Origin of the sequence: Marinobacter vulgaris (assembly GCF_003344045.1) — a bacterium.
Lineage (GTDB): Bacteria > Pseudomonadota > Gammaproteobacteria > Pseudomonadales > Oleiphilaceae > Marinobacter > Marinobacter vulgaris.
The window spans coordinates 1-18,947 of the sequence record NZ_QFWX01000003.1; the positions used below are offsets into that span (position 1 = coordinate 1).

At 57.2% G+C, this 18,947-nt stretch carries 18 protein-coding genes; 7 read left to right on the forward strand and 11 right to left on the reverse strand.

The window, feature by feature from the left end; translation table 11 throughout:
- Positions 1-83: 83 nt before the first annotated feature.
- The 8 genes from DIT71_RS06205 to DIT71_RS06240 form a co-directional block, all read right to left on the reverse strand.
- Positions 84-800: a sensor histidine kinase gene (locus DIT71_RS06205; protein ID WP_114612368.1), complete on the reverse strand. Its 717-nt coding sequence runs from the start codon at positions 798-800 to the stop codon at positions 84-86.
- The gene (locus tag DIT71_RS06210) at positions 797-2,440 is read right to left on the reverse strand and encodes a tetratricopeptide repeat-containing response regulator (protein ID WP_114612369.1); all 1,644 of its coding nucleotides are present in this window, start codon (positions 2,438-2,440) and stop codon (positions 797-799) included. Before DIT71_RS06210 ends, DIT71_RS06205 begins: the two co-directional genes overlap by 4 nt.
- Positions 2,437-5,955: a PAS domain-containing hybrid sensor histidine kinase/response regulator gene (locus DIT71_RS06215; protein ID WP_114612370.1), complete on the reverse strand. Its 3,519-nt coding sequence runs from the start codon at positions 5,953-5,955 to the stop codon at positions 2,437-2,439. The genes DIT71_RS06210 and DIT71_RS06215 overlap by 4 nt, the downstream gene beginning before the upstream one ends.
- 42 nt (positions 5,956-5,997) lie before the next feature.
- The gene (locus DIT71_RS06220; RefSeq protein ID WP_114612371.1) at positions 5,998-6,504 is read right to left on the reverse strand and encodes a hypothetical protein; all 507 of its coding nucleotides are present in this window, start codon (positions 6,502-6,504) and stop codon (positions 5,998-6,000) included.
- 96 nt (positions 6,505-6,600) lie between these two features.
- Positions 6,601-8,367 (reverse strand): sodium:solute symporter family protein, encoded by a 1,767-nt coding sequence (locus DIT71_RS06225; RefSeq protein WP_114612372.1) that lies wholly within the window; start codon positions 8,365-8,367, stop codon positions 6,601-6,603.
- A gap of 5 nt (positions 8,368-8,372) precedes the next feature.
- Positions 8,373-8,636, reverse strand: a complete 264-nt coding sequence (locus tag DIT71_RS06230; RefSeq protein ID WP_114612373.1) for a DUF4212 domain-containing protein — start codon at positions 8,634-8,636, stop codon at positions 8,373-8,375.
- A gap of 207 nt (positions 8,637-8,843) precedes the next feature.
- Positions 8,844-9,554 (reverse strand): 3'-5' exonuclease, encoded by a 711-nt coding sequence (locus DIT71_RS06235; protein WP_114612374.1) that lies wholly within the window; start codon positions 9,552-9,554, stop codon positions 8,844-8,846.
- 17 nt (positions 9,555-9,571) lie between these two features.
- Complete coding sequence (locus DIT71_RS06240) at positions 9,572-11,488, reverse strand: putative nucleotidyltransferase substrate binding domain-containing protein (RefSeq protein WP_114612375.1); 1,917 nt, start codon at positions 11,486-11,488, stop codon at positions 9,572-9,574.
- Between the two features lie 183 nt (positions 11,489-11,671).
- Between DIT71_RS06240 and smrA the strand changes: the two genes are divergently transcribed.
- Genes smrA through DIT71_RS06270 form a run of 6 tightly spaced genes read left to right on the forward strand, consistent with a single transcriptional unit; the run spans position 11,672 to position 15,512 of the window.
- Positions 11,672-12,250 (forward strand): DNA endonuclease SmrA, encoded by a 579-nt coding sequence (smrA, locus tag DIT71_RS06245; protein WP_114612376.1) that lies wholly within the window; start codon positions 11,672-11,674, stop codon positions 12,248-12,250.
- A 45-nt stretch (positions 12,251-12,295) separates the two neighbouring features.
- Positions 12,296-12,487, forward strand: coding sequence for a hypothetical protein (locus DIT71_RS06250; RefSeq protein ID WP_114612377.1), 192 nt, complete (start codon positions 12,296-12,298; stop codon positions 12,485-12,487).
- A gap of 54 nt (positions 12,488-12,541) precedes the next feature.
- Positions 12,542-13,168, forward strand: a complete 627-nt coding sequence (locus tag DIT71_RS06255; protein ID WP_114612378.1) for a methylthioribulose 1-phosphate dehydratase — start codon at positions 12,542-12,544, stop codon at positions 13,166-13,168.
- Positions 13,165-13,725, forward strand: coding sequence for a 1,2-dihydroxy-3-keto-5-methylthiopentene dioxygenase (locus DIT71_RS06260; protein WP_114612379.1), 561 nt, complete (start codon positions 13,165-13,167; stop codon positions 13,723-13,725). Before DIT71_RS06255 ends, DIT71_RS06260 begins: the two co-directional genes overlap by 4 nt.
- On the forward strand, positions 13,722-14,414 hold the full coding sequence (mtnC, locus tag DIT71_RS06265) for an acireductone synthase (protein ID WP_114612380.1): 693 nt from the start codon (positions 13,722-13,724) through the stop codon (positions 14,412-14,414). Before DIT71_RS06260 ends, mtnC begins: the two co-directional genes overlap by 4 nt.
- A gap of 48 nt (positions 14,415-14,462) precedes the next feature.
- Positions 14,463-15,512, forward strand: a complete 1,050-nt coding sequence (locus DIT71_RS06270) for a DUF3080 family protein (protein ID WP_114612381.1) — start codon at positions 14,463-14,465, stop codon at positions 15,510-15,512.
- Between the two features lie 15 nt (positions 15,513-15,527).
- Here the strand turns inward: DIT71_RS06270 and DIT71_RS06275 are convergent, their stop codons facing one another.
- The 3 genes from DIT71_RS06275 to wrbA are packed head-to-tail and all read right to left on the reverse strand — an operon-like array spanning position 15,528 to position 18,346.
- Complete coding sequence (locus DIT71_RS06275) at positions 15,528-17,330, reverse strand: GspE/PulE family protein (RefSeq protein WP_114612382.1); 1,803 nt, start codon at positions 17,328-17,330, stop codon at positions 15,528-15,530.
- 13 nt (positions 17,331-17,343) lie between these two features.
- Complete coding sequence (locus DIT71_RS06280) at positions 17,344-17,712, reverse strand: DUF2069 domain-containing protein (RefSeq protein WP_114612383.1); 369 nt, start codon at positions 17,710-17,712, stop codon at positions 17,344-17,346.
- Positions 17,713-17,740: 28 nt separating this feature from the next.
- Positions 17,741-18,346, reverse strand: a complete 606-nt coding sequence (wrbA, locus tag DIT71_RS06285) for an NAD(P)H:quinone oxidoreductase (RefSeq protein ID WP_114612384.1) — start codon at positions 18,344-18,346, stop codon at positions 17,741-17,743.
- A gap of 133 nt (positions 18,347-18,479) precedes the next feature.
- Between wrbA and DIT71_RS06290 the strand changes: the two genes are divergently transcribed.
- Entirely contained in the window at positions 18,480-18,947 is a 468-nt protein-coding gene (locus tag DIT71_RS06290) for a TlpA family protein disulfide reductase (RefSeq protein WP_227537982.1), read from the forward strand.

The following is an 18,947-nucleotide window of genomic DNA, read 5'->3' on the forward strand; positions in this document are numbered from 1 at the left end:
ATCGTCAGGCTCTTAAACCCGAAAAACCCCGCCAGCTGCCGCTGACGGGGTTTTTTATTGCCGGTAAAAATCAGCCCCGCATTTCAGGGTAGCCAGATCTCGAACACCCCACCTCCCAGGCTGCCACCATTATGCAGCCGGATGGAGCCGGCCCGTTCGCCGTCACTGTGGAGCTGCGCCACTGATGAGGCAAAGAACAGACCCAGACTGGTGCTCCCGCTCTTGAAATCGAGTGATTTGAAGCCGGGTGTGCCACTGTGCTGCATGCTCGCCGGGTAGCCGTCACCGTCATCCTCAACGCCAATGACCAGGTAGCCCTGCTGCTCTGAGGCGGTGAGCTTTATTTTGCTCTTGGTGTAACGGAGAGCATTATTGATGGTGTTGTTCAACACACCGGTCAACAGGTCCTCATCGAAAAATCCATTAGTATCATCGGCCTCGATAGCCAGTTCGATTCCCAGACCCTCAAGGAGTGGTGTGTGCCGGGCCATGTGCTCGGATAGAAAATCGGGGACAAAGTGTTCCTCAATATGGGCAGACAGGTTGTTCTCGCCAAGGCGGTATATGCCGAGAAGTTGCACCAGATCATTGTGCATACGCTCGGCTTCATACTGAAGGGTATTAAAGCGTGGAGACTCGCCAATCGAGTCGGCCTGTTCCTGACGTAGCTCGTCAAGTGAGTTCAAAAGCATGCCCAGAGAATTTTTCATGTCATGAACGGCCGATGCCAACACCATTGAGAAGTCGATATTCTGCGGCTCGCGGCCTCCGGTAGGAGTGTCGTGGTTTGTTTTGCTCATGACATCATTCCTTCCAGTTTTTTGCGCAAGGACATCATGCGCCGATATTGTCGGTGTTGCTCAGGTAGCCCGGACATTCCAGTCAGGTATTTCTCGCAACGCTGCAACAGTTCCTGGTCGTCAGGTGTCTGCTGGTATTTCTTCATCAACACCTGCACCAGGTTCAGATTGAGGGAGGCGTGCGAGGGCACTATTTCGAGGGCCTGGTTGAATGTTGAGACGGCCTCATCAAGTTTTCCTGCTTCGAAGGCCTTGATGCCGTCCCGATTCAGGGAACGCGCCTGCAACTTTTGCCGGAAACCTACGGGTTCATCAAGCAGGTTCTCGATTTTCTGCAGTAGCGCCGGATTGTCTTGACAGCGAGTGGCGAGCGATGCCAGCAGGGTCTTTGCCTCCTCGTTCCTGTCCAGTCTGAACAGTGTCTTGGCATAGTCGAGGCCCGCTTCCGGATCCATCAGGTCCGGATCTCCCAGCTCGTCGCCGATACTCTCGAGGGCCTTCTGGGCCTCGTTCATTCTGCCCTGGCCCGCATGGACCCTGGACTGGACAATACGACTTCTGATCTTGACGTCTTCCTGACCGGCGAAACGCTTTTCCATGCGACGCAGGATAGTAAGTGCTTCGTCAGCCTGGGCAGAGCCCTCGTCGGAAGTATCACCCTCACTGAGATCTGACAGCGCCTGCCCCAGCGCCAGGTAATGCCCTGAGCTGTCGTTAATGGAATAGGTGCCAAGGCCTACAGTCTGTCGCCAGGCGTCCGCGGCGGTCGCCATGTCCTGGTTGGACGCCGCCAGTGTCGCAAGGTGCTTGTGGCGTAAAAGGGCATTGGGAGAATGCTCTGCGGCCTTTTCCAGGATTTGCTGTGCCTGTGTCGGGCGTCCCTGTTTTTCCAGGGCTTCGGCCAACAGGTCGTAGGCTTCCATGTAGTCAGGATGCTTGGCCACCAGATCTTTCAAAGTGGTAACTGCATCGTCATAGTCCTGAGTGGCCACCAGAATTTTGCCGCGCCCCAGCCTGGCCCATGACAGATCACGCTGGGCCAGTACGTCGTCATGGATTTTCAGGGCATGACTGAAGTCACCGACCTGGTAGTAGAGGTCAGCGAGCGTTTTCATCAGCCATGTCTTGTAGCGGGGCCTGCTTGTTAGCGCCTGCAAACACAGAGAGATGGCTTCTGGGAAGTTTTCACGGTCAATTTCACGGTTGATGGGGAGCATGGCATTCCGTTGGGTGATCAGTCCGCTGAGCCGTTTTTCCAGCATGGCACGATTGATAGGCTTGGTCAGGTAGGCATCAGGCTGATACTCCCTTGCGCCCATGACCATTTCCTTCGATGTTTCAGCGGTTACCATCAGGAACAGCGAGGAGCGCTTCAGGAGTTTCTTGTGCCTCAGCTCCTCCAGAATGTGTTGGCCATTCTTCCCGTCACCCAGGTTGTAATCGCAGAGCACGACATCCACATGGTTGTAGGAACAGTACTGAATGGCAGTCGACGCATTCGGTACCAGTTCGATCTTGTCGGCCCCACAGCTGCGAAGCATCTGCCTCATGGACAGACGGAAATTTTCGAAGTCATCAACAACCAGATAACTGAGTTTCGCGAACGCGTTGCCGACGGTGTCGTCTTTGGGATCTGTCATGGGCGCTTCTGTTTGAGTAACTTGTTAACCAGCGCTCTGAGTGCAGCTGGTTTTACAGGTTTGTAGAGAATCTGATAGCCCCTGTTAATCGCATCCTCCCTGACCTCCGGAGCCATATAGCCGGTAATAAGTATGCCAGGTATATCATTAGTTGCCTCATCTCTCAATGCATCCATCGCATCAAGCCCGTTACGGTTATCATCAAGCTGGTAGTCGGCGAGAATAATGTCCGGCTCGGTGCCGTTCAGCTTGTAGCGGGCATCTTCGAGACTTTCCGCCGTAGTGACGTCACACCGCCAGTTGTCCAATAGCGCACTCATACCGTGAAGTATGGCCGGGTCATTGTCGATACACAGCACATGCAGCCCGCCAAGACTGGAAACCCGCCTGGATGCGGTGGCTGGCTTGGTGGCATGGAGGTCGCTGTGTTCGGGGGGAGCGACTGGCACAGTGATACTGAAAACACTGCCAAGACCCTGAATGGACCGTACGTTTACCGGATGGTTGAGCATGCCACAGATGCGGTCAACGATGGCTAGCCCCAGGCCCAGGCCCTTTTTGTCCCGGCCTTGCTGAAAGCGACGAAACTCCTCGAAGATATGGGCCAGCTGATCATCCGGGATACCGGGTCCGGTGTCCCAGACCTCAATGCGTAGATAGCCTTTCAGGCGGCGACATCCAAGCAGGATCTTGCCACTGGGGGTATAGCGGATGGCATTGGAGAGAAAATTCTGAACCACCCGCCTGAGCAGTTTGGAATCGGAGCGCACCCAGGCGCTGCTGGGCACCACGTGCAGGTCCAGCCCCTGGTCCTTGGCAATGGCAGAGAAGTCGGTTGCCAGGTGACGCATAATTTCATTAACCGGGAATACACCGATGTCGGGCTCCAGCGCACCGGCATCGAGTTTGGATATGTCCAGCAGTGTGCTGATGATTTCCTCGGCAGCACCCAGGGAGCTGTCAATATGTTCCACCAGTTCCGTCATTTCCGGGTCACGGGCCTTGCCGGCCAGGGCGGACGTAAACAGACGTGCGGCGTTCAGTGGCTGTAGCAGGTCGTGACTGGCGGATGCCAGGAAGCGGGTCTTGCTCTGGTTAGCCTGCTCGGCAACGGATTTCGCTTTGAGCATCTGCTCGTTGATTACCTGCAATTCCTGCGTACGTTCTTTTACCCGCTGTTCCAGGTAAATGTTGGTTTCCTTGAGTGCCTGCTCGGTGCGGCGCATGGCGGTTATGTCCTGGAATGTGGTTACATAACCGCCGCCGGGAATCGGGCTGCCGTCAATTCTCAATACCGTGCCATCCGGGCGCTGACGCTCGTAGGACATAGCCTGGCCCTCGCGCATTTTCTCGCAGCGGTCTGCAATGATCTCGTCAATGCGCCGCGCCGGCAGGTTGGCGTTGGTCAGATTGTAGCGCATCAGGTCTTCGACTGGCCGGCCGACGCGGACAAAGCCGGTGGGGTAGTTGAATTGCTCCAGATAGCGTTGATTCCATACCACCAGCTGTTGTTGATGGTTCACCAGGGAGACACCAAGGCTGATGTTCTCGATGGCAGATTGCAGGAGCTCACGGCTGAAGGTCATGGCCTGGGAAGCTTCATCGACGATGCTGACAACGTCCTCGATCTGCATGTCGCGACCGGTCAGAGTTGACTCAAGAACGACCCTTGCAGTTGAAGCCCCGATGACCGATGCCAGCTGGCGCTCAATGAACTTCATCAGGTGCGCTGAAGCCGGGCGGTGAAGATGCAGACGAATGGCGTTACGCCGCTCGTAGTTGCGGAAAATGGCCTCCGCGCGCTCGTCGCCCATAAATCGGTCCGCAATGGCCTGGAGATCGGAGGTCAGAATCTCGCCCTGCCAGCTTTGTTGCTGGGGAGTTTCCGCTTTCGGTTGGGGATCCTGAAAGAACGAAGCAATCTGGATTTTCTCCCGCACCCGCTGCCGGGTGAGCATTGACAGCACGATATAGGTGACGGTGTTGATGCCGAGGCTCCAGATAATGCCATGGCTGGTCTGGTCGAGCTGGGAGCCAAACAGGGCCGTGGGTCTGGTCCAGTTGATTCCCCAGATTCCCTGTTCGATGACAGTGTCATTGAGCCAGCCGGTTGAGGCCAGGGCCGGTAACAGCAGGGTGTAACACCACATCAGAAAACCCAGCCCAAGCCCCCACACTGCACCCGTGTGGTTGCCTTTTCGCCAGAGGATGCCTCCTACCAGGGCCGGGCCAAACTGGGCTGCTGCAGCGAATGAGAGAAGGCCGAATGCAGTCAAGCTGTAGTCTTCCCCGGCCATGCGATAAAAACCATAGGCGGTAAGCAGAACCACAAAGATGGCAACCCGCCGGATACTTAACAACAGATAGCTGAGATCCGAGCGTTTGTTCATTCTCGGCCGGAAAAACTTCAGCAGTGCCGGCATGATGATTTCATTGCTGACCATGGTGGCAATGGCTACAGAACAGACAATGACCATGGCGGCGGCCGCTGACCCGCCGCCAAGGAAGGCCAGTATGGCGAGCCATTGCTCGCCCGCAAAAATGGGCAGGTTGAGAATCAGTGCGTCGGGGTCCGAGGAGGCGGCTTGTGGGGACAGGAGCCCGGCAGCAGCAATGGGCAATACAAAGGCGCTGGCAATTACCAGATAAATGGGCATGGCCCATCGCGCGGTCTCGAAGTCCCGGTGGTCGGTGTTTTCCACCACCATGACGTGAAACTGTCGCGGCAGGCAGATGATGGCCAGCATCGCCACCAGTGTCTGGGTAATAAAAGCCGGCGCTTCGATGCCGTCGGTAGTGAGAGTCCCCACCAGCCCGGCATCGCGGACATTGTTCCACAGGTCGCCAAAACCGCCGTAAAGGCCATAGCCGACGAACAGTCCGACGGCGACAAAGGCGACGATTTTGATCAGGGATTCGAAAGCAATGGCCTGAATCATGCCCCGGTGATGTTCCGTGGATTCCAGATGCCGGGTGCCGAACAGGACCGTAAACACCGCCAGTACAAGGGTGATGTACCAGGCGGAGTCGTTCCAGGCGGCGGTGCTTAACTCGGTATGGGCGTTGCCGGAATCGGAGAGCACATTGAAGCCCATGGAAATGGCTTTAAGCTGCAGGGCGATGTAAGGAACACTGCCAATAAGCGCGAAGGCGGCGACCATGGCGGCCAGTGATTGCGATTTGCCATAGCGCGAGGCAATGAAGTCGGCGATCGAGGTGCTGTTGTTGCGCTTGCTGATGAAAATAATCCGGCGCAGCAGGGAGGCGCCAAAGACAAACACCAGTAGAGGTCCAAGATAAATGGGCAGGAAGCCGAGCCCCTCCTGGGTAGCGCGTCCTACGGCGCCATAAAAAGTCCACGACGTGAAATACACGGCCAGGGACAACGCGTAAATGTGGGTGCGCGCCAGTCGGCGTCGGTACAGGCCGGAGTGTTTGTCACCGGCCCATGCGATGACAAACAGAACGGAGATGTAGGTGATGGAAATTAAAACCAGCAACCAGGCACTAATCATAGAAACACGTTTCCGTAGGTCTGGTCCGTTCGCTCAGGGCGCTCAGGCGTTACAGACGGTGTTCAGAAGTGTGTCCTCGCTGTCGAGCACCTTCATATTGTCCAGACTTGGGCTGCCTTCGCTATTGAGCGGTACCAGCTCGCGGGTTTCACAGTTCAGGAGGTGAACCCGGTGTGAGATCGCATCTGTGACCTTCTGATTAAAACGGTAAAGCGTAAAGCGGACAACGTCAGGATTATTCGGTGCGTGGGCAAAACTATCCGTGTCAACGGCCGAAAAAGCGGTGACGTAAGGGACCACAAATGTCCATGGCCGCCAAAGAATGCCCTCTGATTCGGTATCCACTATTACCGCTTCTTCCGGGAGCAGCGTTTTCTTGTGGTCGTACCAGATATATTCGCCGTAGACCAGATAACCAAGCATGCCGAGTCCGGCGAAGGCAGGAATGAGCCACTTGGGGGCTTTTTTTCGAGTGAGCGCACGGATGCCCAGGGCAATACCGGCAGCCCCGAGACCGCAGAAAACGGTGGCAACTAACGTCCAGAACATAATTCGATTTCCTCAAAAAAGAACGGGCTTCCCAAGAAGGAAGCCCGTTCAGGTTCAGCCTGTCAGATTCTCATCTGTCATTGGCTGACGTGTTGCTTAGTGGTCCGTCGCGCCGCCGGCACCACGTGGGTAACGGACGCTTTCGACCAGCTCCTGAATCTCAATGGGCGGCTCTTCAGTCGCATTGGAGACCGTAAAGGCTACCGCAAAGTTGACGATTGCACCAATTGCGCCGATAGACAGGGGAGAGATCCCCAGTACCCAGTTTTCAGGAATATCCGCCAGGTTATTGGTGCCCGGAATGAACAGCCAGCCCTTGTACACAAAGATGTAGGCAAGGGTGAATACCAAGCCTGACAGCATACCGGCAATGGCACCTTTATTGTTCACTCGCTTGGAGAAGATGCCCATCATCAGGGCCGGGAACAGGGATGCAGCAGCGATACCGAACGCCAGTGCCACCACCTGTGCCGCGAAGCCAGGAGGGTTTGCGCCCAGGTAGGTTGCCACGACAATGGCGACAGCCATCGATATCCGGGCAGCCAGCAGTTCGCCTTTATCCGAAATAGCCGGATTGATGCGCCCCTTGATCAGGTCGTGACTTATCGCCGACGAGATTGCCAGCAATAGTCCTGCAGCGGTCGATAGTGCGGCTGCCAGACCGCCGGCGGCGATCAGACCAATGACCCACCCGGGCAGGTTGGCAATTTCCGGGTTGGCCAGTACCAGGATATCCCGGTTCACGACCAGCTCGTTACCTTCCCAGCCGCGGGCCTCGGCTTCCTCTTCAAAGGAGGGCACATCGTTATACAGCTGGATGCGACCATCGTTGTTCTTGTCCTCATACTGGATCAGACCGGTAACCTCCCACTCGCGGACCCACTGTGGACGCTCATCGTACTCGATCGGCGCAGCGGCGGTGCCGTCAGGATAGATGGTGGTCATCAGGTTCAGTCGAGCCATGGAAGCAACAGCCGGAGCTGTCAGGTACAGCAGGGCAATGAAGATCAGAGCCCAACCACCGGACCAGCGGGCATCAGCTACCTTGGGTACAGTGAAGAAGCGGATGATAACGTGGGGAAGACCGGCAGTACCGATCATCAGGGTCAGGGTGAACAGAACCATGTTCAGTTTGTTGTCCACATCCGCCGTGTACTCATTGAAACCGAGGTCGGTGATGACCTGGTTCAGTTTCGTGAGCAGGGGCAAACCGGATTCGGTGTGGGTGGAGAACATGCCGAGACCCGGAATCGGATTGCCGGTCAGCTGTATGGAGATAAACACCGCCGGGATGGTGTAGGCAACGATCAGAACGCAGTACTGGGCCACCTGGGTATAGGTGATCCCCTTCATGCCACCCATTACCGCGTAAAGGAAAATCACAACCGCAGCGATGATCAGACCAAGAGTCGCGTCGACCTCCAGGAAGCGGGAGAAGGCAACACCGGCACCCGCCATCTGACCAATTACGTAGGTAACGGACGCGACGATCAGGCAGATAACTGCGACCAGACGGGCGTTCTGGCTGTAGTAACGGTCACCGATAAACTCGGGAACCGTAAACTTGCCGAACTTGCGCAGGTAAGGTGCGAGCAGCATGGCCAGCAGCACATAACCACCGGTCCAGCCCATCAGGAAGGTCGAGTTGGCGTAACCGCCGGCGGCAATCAGGCCCGCCATGGAAATGAAGGATGCTGCAGACATCCAGTCAGCACCGATCGCTGCGCCGTTGGTGATCGGATGGATGCCGCCACCCGCGACATAGAAATCGCTGGTGCTTCCGGCCTTCGCCCAGATGGCGATACCGATATAGAGGGCGAATGAACCGCCTACAAATAACAGGTTGATTATAAACTGATCCATTGCCCTTACTCCTCGTGAACGCCGAATTTCTCATCGAGCCGGTTCATACGCCACGCGTAATGAAAAATCAGCACGATAAAGGTGAGAATCGAACCCTGTTGGGCGAACCAGAACCCGAGGTCGGTTCCGCCAACAGGAATCCCGGCGATCATGGGGCGAAGCAATATCGCAAATCCATAAGATACGAGGGCCCAGACGATCAGGCTCCCGAATATCAGGCGTAGGTTCGCCTTCCAGTAATTCACAGCATCGTAGTCATGACCTGACATAGGATCACTCCTGTTTTCTTGTTGTGGAGGTTGGGTGGGTTTTCTGTGACGTATGTGTTGTAGAGAAATTATTATTCATATAATTCTTCTCCGACTTGTTTTCCTCTTCGACTTTACCGGTCAACCGATATATAGATATTGGCAAAAGGTCTAATTCTCAGTTATTTGCCCGTCAAAACGTCCTGAAGCGCGACACAATTCAGGTTTTTATCCGGGCCGATGCATGCTTTTCAATTGCCGGTAGTACTTCAGTTTCTCATGAAAGCTCTTCAGTGTGTCGACACCGTTTTTGTGTGCCTTGTTAATAACCGCAAGGGTAAGTTCTGCTGTCGCCAGGGCATCAGCGGCGGCGTGATGACGGGCACTGACCTCCAGACCGAAAAAATCCGCCCAGTTATCGAGTCCGCGGCCACCGGTTTTTGCATCGGGGAAAAACGCCGGGAGCATCTCCGCCACGTCTAACCAGGTGTGGGGCTGGGTATATCCCAGGGTCTGCTTCAGGGCCTTTTCAAGGAACTTCTGGTCGAAAGCTGAATGGTAGGCGAGGATCGGGTCGCCGTTCATCCACTCCAGCAGGTGCAGCAAGGCGTCTTCAGTCTCATGGCCCCGGGTCAGGGCTTCCGGGCCGATACCGTGTATCAGCACGGTTTCACTGATATCCAGTTCGGGGCGCCGGAGGATCAGGTCGAACTGGTCACCCAGGTCGATGGCATTGTTATCGATGGCCACGGCACCGATGGCAATCACCTCGTCCTTCGCGGCGTTAAGGCCAGTGGTCTCGAGGTCGAGAACGATCAGTCTGCACTCACTCAGGCGCTGGTCCCCGACGATTTTCGGGGTCGGCAGATGTTCCCGATCCGGGCCGCCGGTACTGCCAGCCCTGAGCCGTTCAATCCAGTCTTTGATCTGCTCCAGCATATCGGTCAGCCCGGTTGTCAGAGTTGATAGGTCACTTCGAGTTTCTGCTGCAGGCGCTGGGCCTGACGGAAAGACTCACGCAGAATCCGACGATCCAGCGGGTTGAGGTCGTCCGGGTCGATGTAGTTGGACAGGGGTTCGTCGCGTTCCAGCTGTTCCTGATGCGACCTCATCCTTATGGCCTGAATCAGGCTGTAGGCTTCCTGCCAGGCTTTGGAATCCTTGGGATCGAAAACGCCTTTCTCTGCAAGCTTGTTCATGCGCTCAATGGTATTGGCCTCGCCAACGCCATTGGCGAGCGCAAATACCCTGACGGCCTCAACGAAGGGCGCCAGCCCCTGGCGTTTGAGGTCCAGCTTGTTTTTCTTGCCTTCCTGAACGTAGCGGAAATTGCGGAACATGGTCAGAGGTGGTTTGCGGGTAATAGCGTTACCTGCCAGCATTTTCTGGAACAGGGCATTTTTGCGGATGCGAGCAAGAACCTTATCCAACAGAGCATCAAGTGGTTCGGTAGGTCCGAATATGGACCGCATGTCCAGGAATATCGAGGAATAAACCAGGTTTTGCGGTGTCGAAGCATCAATGAACCGGATAAACCAGTCATCCCACTCCCTGCTGCTGAGGCACAACTTCGGATTGCTGGCCATGATGTTGCCTTTGCACCAGGTGAAACCGCATTCTGCCAGTTCCTTGTTGACGGTTTCGGCAAAGGGCAGCAGTTTTTCCCTGACCTGATCTTCGGTCATTCCATCGGGTACCTGGAACAGAATGCCATTGTCCTGGTCCGTCAGCAGGGTCTGCTCCTGGCGGCCCTCGCTGCCGAACGTCAGCCAGGTAAAAGGAATCCCCGGGTCGTTCTTCTTCAGGTTCAATTCCAGCACCCGGCGCACGGTGACATCGTTGAGGGTTGTAATAATCTTGACCACCTGACCGGAATCCGCGCCGTGTGCGAGCATGGAATCCACCAGCCTCGACACATCGGATCTCAGGCTGACCAGGGTTCTGAGATGGCTTGCCGTGCCTATGGTGCGGGCGAGATTGACAAGGTCCACCCGCTGCAGGGAGAACAGGTCCCGTTCCGAGACCATGCCAATCAGGCGATGGTCGTCGTCCACCACGCAAATGTGTGCAAAATGGTGTTCGGCCATGAGCATGGCGGCCTCAAACGCGTCGGCCTGGGCCGTCAGGCAGCAGGGATCTTTTGTCATCACCTGCCCGATGGGTGTCTCCAGCGGGCCTTTTTCCTCTGCCACCATGGTGCGCAGGTCCCTGAGGGTAAAGATGCCCGTGGGGTGGCGCTCGTCATCGGTGATGACAATGCTGCCCACGCTGTTCTCGTGCATGCGGGCGACCGCTTTTCTGACCGGCAAGTCCGGTGAACACACAATAGGATTGCGAATCGCGTAACGTTCCAGCGGCGTATCCAGTGAATTGCTGGAGCCGATAGAGGCCATGGCTCCGGACTGGATTCGCTGGTTGACCTGGTCCAGCAGGCTGCTTACGCCACGCAGGCAGAAATCGCGGAAGGGATCGCTCTGGGAAAACAGGGTGACGAAGGTATCGTGTTCAATGCTGAGGCAGAAGGTATCCCCGGAGGCGCGGTGAAGGGTGCGTGTGGGGCGCTCTCCGATCAGGGCCGCCAACGGAAAGCACTCACCCTGACTGATTTCGAAGGTGGTTTCCGTTTCGCCATCCTTGCCCCGGGCCCGTTCACCGCGGATGCGTCCCTGTTTTACGATATAGAAACGTTTTACCGGACCGTCCTCTGGCGAGAGTACGACATCGTTATCAGCATAAAACCGCAGCGACGCGTGTTCCGCCAGATGAGCCAGCTGGGCGTCATCCATGTTTGAAAACGGGGAATGCTCACGCAGGAAGCTCATGATGGCGCGGGTGTTCTGGGGGCGTTCGCTGTCCTGGGGTGCCGCGGTCATAAACGAGCTCCGTAGTGGTTGTTATGAGCCTGAAGTGTAGACCAGATTTTGGATCTGCTGCCCTAAGATTATGGTCTGATAGTCAATTATTTCCGCCCCTGTGGTGATGACGTAGCGGCTGTTCTTTATGATGGCGGAAGCGGGTGGTAAAGTCCCTGTAATCCGACTGCAGATGATACCGACATGACGACCAAAGATGAGCGCCTGAGCTTTCTGGAGGAGATGAAGGACGTCCGTCGCATCCGGAAGCCCAATAAGGCCGACGTGAAGACCCCCAAGGAGCTGACTCCCGGCCATCTGGAACGCCAGCGGTCCGCCATGGACCAGCCGCTGAAGGATCGCAATCCACTGACCGCAGACATCGTCGAACCGCTGACCGCGCACGATGTCCTGTGCTGGCAGCGACCCGGTGTTCAGCACGGAGTGTTCCGCAAGCTTCGTCTTGGTCAGTACCCCATCGAGGCACGTCTCGATCTGCATCGAATGACCGTGGAGGAGGCCCGCAGGGAGGTGTTCGGCTTTATTTCGGACTGTGTCCGCTACGGATTGCGTTCCGTTCTCATCCTGCATGGCAAGGGAGAGCGCAATCCGGACGGCATCGCCCAGCTCAAGAGTTACACCGCCAAATGGCTGCCGGAGCTGGATGACGTGCTTGCGTTCCATTCGGCCCAGAAGCGACATGGCGGCACCGGTGCCGCCTATGTCATGGTCCGTAAGGGCGACCATGACAAGCAGCGTAACCGTGAAATCCACGGTTCCTGAAGACAACTATCACCCATAGCCGATGAAATCGGCCCGGAGGAAAGCGTGAAACAACTGATCTTGGTACTTTTCGTGTCAGCAGCACTGGTCGGATGCAAGGATCGGGTTATCTGGGACGATAAGGGAAAGGTTGACGAGGCGACAACGGACCGTGAGGTCTGGGACTCTGAAGGGAAAATGCCAACCGGCGAACGAAAGATCTGGACCAATGAAGACGGTAAAGACATCGTAAAATAGGCCCTGATACTGCCCGCAAGCATTGCGGGTGACTCGTCCATTCCGAGGTGACCCTTGTTTGATGTAACCCGCTACGCCATTGCCGCTCAGTCCATTATCGATGCCGGCCGTTTTCTTTACGGCCGCGGCTGGTCCCCGGCCACCAGCAGCAACTATTCGGCAAGGATTGACGATGAGCATATTGCCGTCACAGTCTCCGGTCGCCACAAGGGCCAGCTGGTGGCTGGTGATGTGATGGTGGTGGACCTGGCCGGGAACGCTGTTCAGAGCAATGCCCGGTCTTCTGCTGAAACCCGGCTGCATACGGTTCTTTATCAGGCCTTTCCCGAAGTTGGTGCGGTGTTGCATACCCATTCGGTCAAAGCCACCGTGCTGAGCCGCCTGCTGCCAGCCGGAGAACCTCTGAAACTGCAGGGTTACGAGCTGCAGAAGGCCTTCGCAGGCATTGATACCCATGAATCTGAGCTGCTGGTGCCGGTTTTCGACAACACTCAGGACATTCCCTCGCTGGCACGGCAAGCCGGGGAATGGTTCCGACAGCACCCCCAGCAACCCGGTTACCTGATCCGCGGGCACGGTCTTTATACCTGGGGCAGGACCATGTCAGACTGCCTGCGTCATGTTGAAGCCTTTGAATTTCTTTTTGAATGTGAGCTTGAAACCATGAGGGTCCGCCGATGACTACCTTGAATGTTTTTGACCAGAACGCGCCTGCAAACCCCCGCGTTGTTACCGAAGACGCGGGTAAGATTGCCAACCTGCTGGCGGAACATGGCGTGAGGTTCGAGCAATGGACGACCCGGGACCTGCCTGCGGATGCCTCAGCGGAAGAGATCCTCGGCGCCTATGCTGATGAGATCCGGGCACTCAAGGATGAATGTGGCTTCCAGGCGGCGGATGTCATCAGCCTCAATCCGGATAATCCCCAGAAGGAGGTGTTGCGCAGGAAGTTCCTTGATGAGCATGTGCATAGTGAGGACGAGGTGCGCTTTTTCGTTCGTGGCCAGGGCCTGTTCTACCTGCATTTTGGAGATCAGGTTTATGCCGTGCTGTGCCAGAAAGATGACCTGATCAGTGTTCCGGATGGTACCCGCCACTGGTTTGACATGGGGCCCGAGCCGGAATTCACCTGCATCCGACTGTTCACCAACCCCGAGGGCTGGGTGGCAGACTTTACCGGTGAAGACATTGCCAGTCGGCTGCCCCGCTACGAGCGCCTGGCAGGAGCTGCCGGATGATCCGCGTTATCCTGACCGACATTGAGGGCACGACCAGTTCGATCTCATTCGTTCATGACGTGCTGTTTCCCTATTCGGCAGAACACATGGCTGATTTCGTGCGGGAAGGTGAGGCCGATAGCACCGAGATTCGCGAGCAGCTGGACGCCGTTGCGCAACTTTCCGGAGTTGCCAGGGACGATATTGAAGGGCTTGTCGGTGTGCTGGATACCTGGATTCGCGAAGATCGAAAGGAAACACCCCTGAAGGCCCTTCAGGGCATGCTCTGGGAGCAGGGCTACCAGCAGGGGGCTTTCAGAGGCCACGTCTATGAGGATGCAGCCGAATACCTTCAGCGCTGGCATGATCGGGGGCTGCGTCTGTTCGTATATTCTTCCGGTTCTGTGAAGGCACAGAAACTGATTTTCGGTTTTAGCGAGGCAGGGGACCTGACGCCCTTCTTTTCCGGCTACTTCGACACCCGTGTCGGTGGCAAGAAAGAAACAGAGTCCTATAACAACATCGTCAGTGAGCTGGGTGTCGATCCCGGCACCGTGTTGTTCCTGTCCGACGTGGAAGCGGAACTGCAGGCCGCTGAGGACGCTGGCATGCGCACGGTCTGGCTGATCCGCGAGGGCGACCTGCCACAGACGGACCGAGTGGTGGCCAGGGACTTTGCCGGCGTTGATGAACTGCTTCAGCAGCGTTGACCGGCGCTTAGTGCCTTCCTCTCTGAAAGACCTTGAGACGGAGGCTTCATGCCTGATACCAAATGTCTGACAGCGGTGGTTCTGTGCGTGTCCCTGACAGCTTGTGCGCCTGATTCAGGGGTCCCAGAGATGATGGACGGCTATGTGGAGCAGGTGGCCGAAGCCCTTGAGCTGAGTCCCTCCCTTTCCGGGGTTGCGCCAGTTCCACAGATTCCCCGACGGCGTGAGCGTGTCCTGGAGATGCCGGATCTGGATATGGGCATGCTGGATTTCCTGTCGCTCTATGGCTGTGAATTGCAGTACGTGGTTGGCGAGAAAAACTCCATAATGGGCCGGGTGATGCAGCCTCTGAATCGGTTGCGTTATGAAACGCGCTTCATTCGCGCCGCCCGGGACTGTATGCCCGAAGCCGAACGGGAAGGCGTCAAGGGAGAGCTGGAAGAGGCGATCGAAAGCAAATCCGAAACGCTCGCCATCGCCCTATGGAATGCAACCTGGGGCGTGGAGGAGATGGAGCGGTTGTTTACCCGCTCGCAGGGATATTACCCCAAGGGCAGCGGTGATCCCGTCGCCGCTGAACTGGCCGCTGGCGTCCGACAGCTCAACCAGACGGTGGCCGGCCTGCTGAACGGCGATACCAGTGAGCCGCTGGATTATGTGGGTGAAGTCCAGCAGCGCTGGCAGGCCGAGCACCGGGCAGGCCAGCTGATGAACAGCGCGCGCCTACTGGCGGCACGGCTTGACGATGCGACGGCTCTTCTTGTGGAGAGGATTGAAACCGACCCGTTGTGTACTCAGGCAACTGGCAGCGAGCCGCCGGGGGCGGTCGCGAAGGCCTATGTACAGGGGTACGTCGAAAGTGTAAAGCCCTACGTGGACAGCATCGACACGGCCAGGGGGACGTTGATCGAACCGCTGGGCAATCTGGCAACCCAGCAAACCGAAATCATGCCGGACGCGTTCCGGCAATGGTATCGTCAGTCCCTGGATACAGAAAACACCGCAAGCTTGTGGGGGCAGCTGGACCGGGCTGTAGAAGCCCACAGCCGGCACTGGCAGCAGCTTCTCGATCAGTGTGATGTCTCGCCGGAGCCCTGACTTCCGGGCGCCCGATTAACGCTGGCTTTCGGGAGTCACCCGCAGGATCTCTTCGACAGTGGTGGAACCGGATGACACTTTCTGGGCTCCGCTGAGGCGCAGGGATTTCATGCCGTTCTTGTAGGCATCTACCCTCAGTTGCTCCAACTCACACTGCTCGGTAATTTGCCGGATCAGGTTGCCGGAAAGCTGCATGATCTCGTACACACCTGCACGGCCATAATAACCGGTATTCCGGCACTCCAGGCAGCCCACCGGGTGAAAGACCTGTTTGGGGCTGGTTGCCTTCCAGGGGCGTGTCAGGCTCTGCCAGGCCTGCTCATCCACCGGCCCGGCTTCCTTGCAGTGGGGGCACAGGGTTCTGGCCAGCCGCTGCGCCATCACCCCCAGCACCGTGGCACGGATCAGGTAGGGCGGAATGCCCAGCTCCATCAGCCGGGTAATCGCGCTGGGGGCATCGTTGGTGTGCAGGGTGGACAGCACCAGGTGCCCGGTCAGTGCTGCCTGCACCGCCATTTCGGCAGTCTCGAGGTCGCGGATCTCGCCGATCATGATGATGTCCGGGTCCTGTCGCAGCAGCGCCCTGACGCCGGAGGCAAACGTGAGGTCGATATTGGTCTGCACCTGCATCTGGTTGAAAGCTGGCTCCACCATCTCGATCGGGTCTTCAATGGTACAGATGTTTACCTCGGGGGTGGCCAGCTGCTTGAGGGTCGAGTAAAGCGTGGTGGTCTTACCGGACCCGGTGGGGCCGGTAACCAGCACGATGCCATGGGGGCGGTCGGTAATGCCCTGCCATCGCTCCCGGTCTTCCTTTGAAAAGCCCAGTTGCTCATAGGATTTCAGCAGCACTTCCGGGTCAAAAATCCGCATCACCATTTTCTCACCAAACGCGGTGGGCATGGTGGCGAGGCGCAATTCCACCTCGCTGTTGTCCGGCTTGCGGGTTTTGATGCGACCGTCCTGGGGCCGGCGTTTTTCCGCTACGTTGAGCCTGCCAAGAATCTTCAGGCGGCTGGTCACGGCCATACCGACCTGGTCGGGAAATTCGTAGACGTTGTGCAACACGCCATCAATGCGAAAGCGCACCTGGGTGACGTTTCGTCGTGGTTCGATGTGGATGTCGGATGCCCGCTGGTCGAAGGCGTATTGCAGCAGCCAGTCGACAATCTTGACCACGTGCTGGTCGTTGGCGTCCGGGTTTTCACTGGCGCCCAGGTCCAGAAGCTGTTCAAAGTTCTGCGCACCTGCTGGACTCGCCGATTTGCTGCCTCCGGCCTTACTGACCGAGCTGGCCAACTGGTAGAATTCGACGGTGTATCGGCGGATGTCTTCAGGATTGGCCACGACCCGACGGATCTCCTTGCCGACCGCCTGTCGCAGATTGCCCTCCCAGTCATTCTTGAACGGTTCGCTGCTTGCGATCAGGATCTCATCGCGACCAATTTCAACGGCAAGAATGCCGTGACGCTGGGCAAAGGCATAGGACATCACCCGGGCAATAGCCGGTGTATCGATCTTCAGGGGATCAATGTGGTAATAGGGCTGATCGGCCCACTCCGCCAACCACTGGGTCAGTTTGTCCAGATCCAGTGTGCGGCCGGTCGTCTGGCTCTCCAGCCCGGCTTTTGCCACCAGTTCCAGCGGATGGCGATGGCTGGCGGGCCCGCTGCCACCGGTGAACGTGCTGATATTGGCTGACAGAACCCGCTCAGCGTCGTCCTGGCCAATCTCGCCGCTGGTTACCAGCGCAGTGCAGATATCCCTCAGTGTCAGCGTGCTTCTGTGGGGCGCCGGTGGATGGGTGCTGTCGGCCATTGAGCATTTCCTGTCAGGTTTCTGAAGCCGGCTGCGGGCGGTTCACCTTAAGATGGACCATGGCTACTGTAAACAGCAGGAAGGTCAGTACTGTAAGGATCAGCGGAGCGATATCGCCCTCGCTGAGCCAGGCGGATACAACGTGGCGGGTAAAATAGAAAATGACCACGAAGCTCAGCCAGATGTAGCCCCGGTTATTGCCCCGGAATACCGGAATGGCAAAAGCCAGTAGCGGGATCAGTTTGATGCTGAGCATGAGGGTTACCGAGACGCCCTCGGTCTGGACCGGGTAGAAGGTGGTAACCACCAGAGTCACCAGGGTTGCAAGATAGAGCGCAATGGTCAGTCTGGCCGTGATGCGTGCTTTGGGGTTGTGAAGCATTCGAGATTCCGTTGTGGGTGATTGGTTGTCAGTCACTTAGTTTTACGGCAAGCCCGGCCAGGCGTTCACCAAATGTCTGGCAAATTGTTTTTTCATGGTCGGTCACGGCCTGCTGCTCGCCGGTGCCCGCCCAGTGGGACGGGCCATAAGGCGTACCACCGGCCGTGGTTTCGTTGAGAGCATTTTCCGAGTAGGGCACACCGCAGAGCACCATGCCGTGGTGCAGTAGCGGCACCATCATGGTCAGCAAGGTGCTTTCCTGCCCGCCGTGGAGGCTGCCGGTGGAGGTAAAGGCGCCTGCGGGCTTGCCGGCAAGAGCCCCGTTAAGCCAGAGATCTCCGGTGCTGTCGAGGAAATATTTCAGGGGCGCCGCCATGTTGCCAAAACGGGTGGGGCTGCCAATGGCCAGGCCGGAGCAGTTTGCCAGGTCGTCCTTGCTGGCGTAGGGCGCACCATCATCCGGCACTGCTGGCAGTGACGCCTCTGTATCCGGCGAAACGCTTGGCACCGTGCGGATTCTGGCCTCAATGCCCGGAATCCGGGCTACGCCGCGGGCAATCTGGGTGGCCATTTCTGCAGTCTGGCCGGTGCGGCTATAATAGAGCACCAGGATGTATGGAGCCTCGGAAGACATGCTTCTCTCCTTTGGGGTGCGATCAGTTCGCGTTGTGGAAAATTCCGGTGGCTTCTGTCATGGTTCTTTCCTTTTCCAGCTCGGGTTGACCGCAAGTATGTTCAGGCGCCGTAGTCTAACAGGAGGACACTCCGTGCAGTACCCTGCAAAATCGCGTTATTCCCGCGGCTTGGGCGGGCCTGGAATCATACTGGCATTGCTGATGCTGGCGGGTTGCCAGAATCCCGAGTTTGAAAAGCCGGATGGGACGGTGCTGCAGTGGGAAAGCCTGCGTGGCCACTGGGTGCTGGTCAATTACTGGGCGGAATGGTGCAAGCCCTGCCTGGAGGAAATTCCGGAACTGAACAATCTCGACCGGTCCCCTGACATAGTTGTTCTGGGTGTCAACTTTGATGATATCCAGGGCCAGGAGCTGATTGAGCTGGGAGAGGCCATGGGAATCGAGTACGGCATGCTGGCGCAGGACCCGGGCCCTGAATTCGACTGGCAAACCCCGGTAGCCTTGCCGGCGACGTTTATCGTCAACCCCGAAGGAGACCTGGTTGAGGCCCGCTTTGGCGCCCAGACCGAGGAAGACATCAAAAAGCTGATCGGGCGCTGA

Bases quoted from the DNA above. Each gene is read 5' to 3' on its own strand.
- DIT71_RS06230 (WP_114612373.1), bottom strand. From the start codon at position 8,636: ATGTCAGGTCATGACTACGATGCTGTGAATTACTGGAAGGCGAACCTA.
- DIT71_RS06215 (WP_114612370.1), bottom strand. From the start codon at position 5,955: ATGATTAGTGCCTGGTTGCTGGTTTTAATTTCCATCACCTACATCTCC.
- DIT71_RS06270 (WP_114612381.1), top strand. From the start codon at position 14,463: ATGCCTGATACCAAATGTCTGACAGCGGTGGTTCTGTGCGTGTCCCTG.
- DIT71_RS06220 (WP_114612371.1), bottom strand. From the start codon at position 6,504: ATGTTCTGGACGTTAGTTGCCACCGTTTTCTGCGGTCTCGGGGCTGCC.
- DIT71_RS06210 (WP_114612369.1), bottom strand. From the start codon at position 2,440: ATGACAGATCCCAAAGACGACACCGTCGGCAACGCGTTCGCGAAACTC.
- DIT71_RS06205 (WP_114612368.1), bottom strand. From the start codon at position 800: ATGAGCAAAACAAACCACGACACTCCTACCGGAGGCCGCGAGCCGCAG.
- DIT71_RS06280 (WP_114612383.1), bottom strand. From the start codon at position 17,712: ATGCTTCACAACCCCAAAGCACGCATCACGGCCAGACTGACCATTGCG.
- mtnC (WP_114612380.1), top strand. From the start codon at position 13,722: ATGATCCGCGTTATCCTGACCGACATTGAGGGCACGACCAGTTCGATC.
- wrbA (WP_114612384.1), bottom strand. From the start codon at position 18,346: ATGTCTTCCGAGGCTCCATACATCCTGGTGCTCTATTATAGCCGCACC.
- smrA (WP_114612376.1), top strand. From the start codon at position 11,672: ATGACGACCAAAGATGAGCGCCTGAGCTTTCTGGAGGAGATGAAGGAC.
- DIT71_RS06260 (WP_114612379.1), top strand. From the start codon at position 13,165: ATGACTACCTTGAATGTTTTTGACCAGAACGCGCCTGCAAACCCCCGC.
- DIT71_RS06240 (WP_114612375.1), bottom strand. From the start codon at position 11,488: ATGACCGCGGCACCCCAGGACAGCGAACGCCCCCAGAACACCCGCGCC.
- DIT71_RS06275 (WP_114612382.1), bottom strand. From the start codon at position 17,330: ATGGCCGACAGCACCCATCCACCGGCGCCCCACAGAAGCACGCTGACA.
- DIT71_RS06235 (WP_114612374.1), bottom strand. From the start codon at position 9,554: ATGCTGGAGCAGATCAAAGACTGGATTGAACGGCTCAGGGCTGGCAGT.
- DIT71_RS06225 (WP_114612372.1), bottom strand. From the start codon at position 8,367: ATGGATCAGTTTATAATCAACCTGTTATTTGTAGGCGGTTCATTCGCC.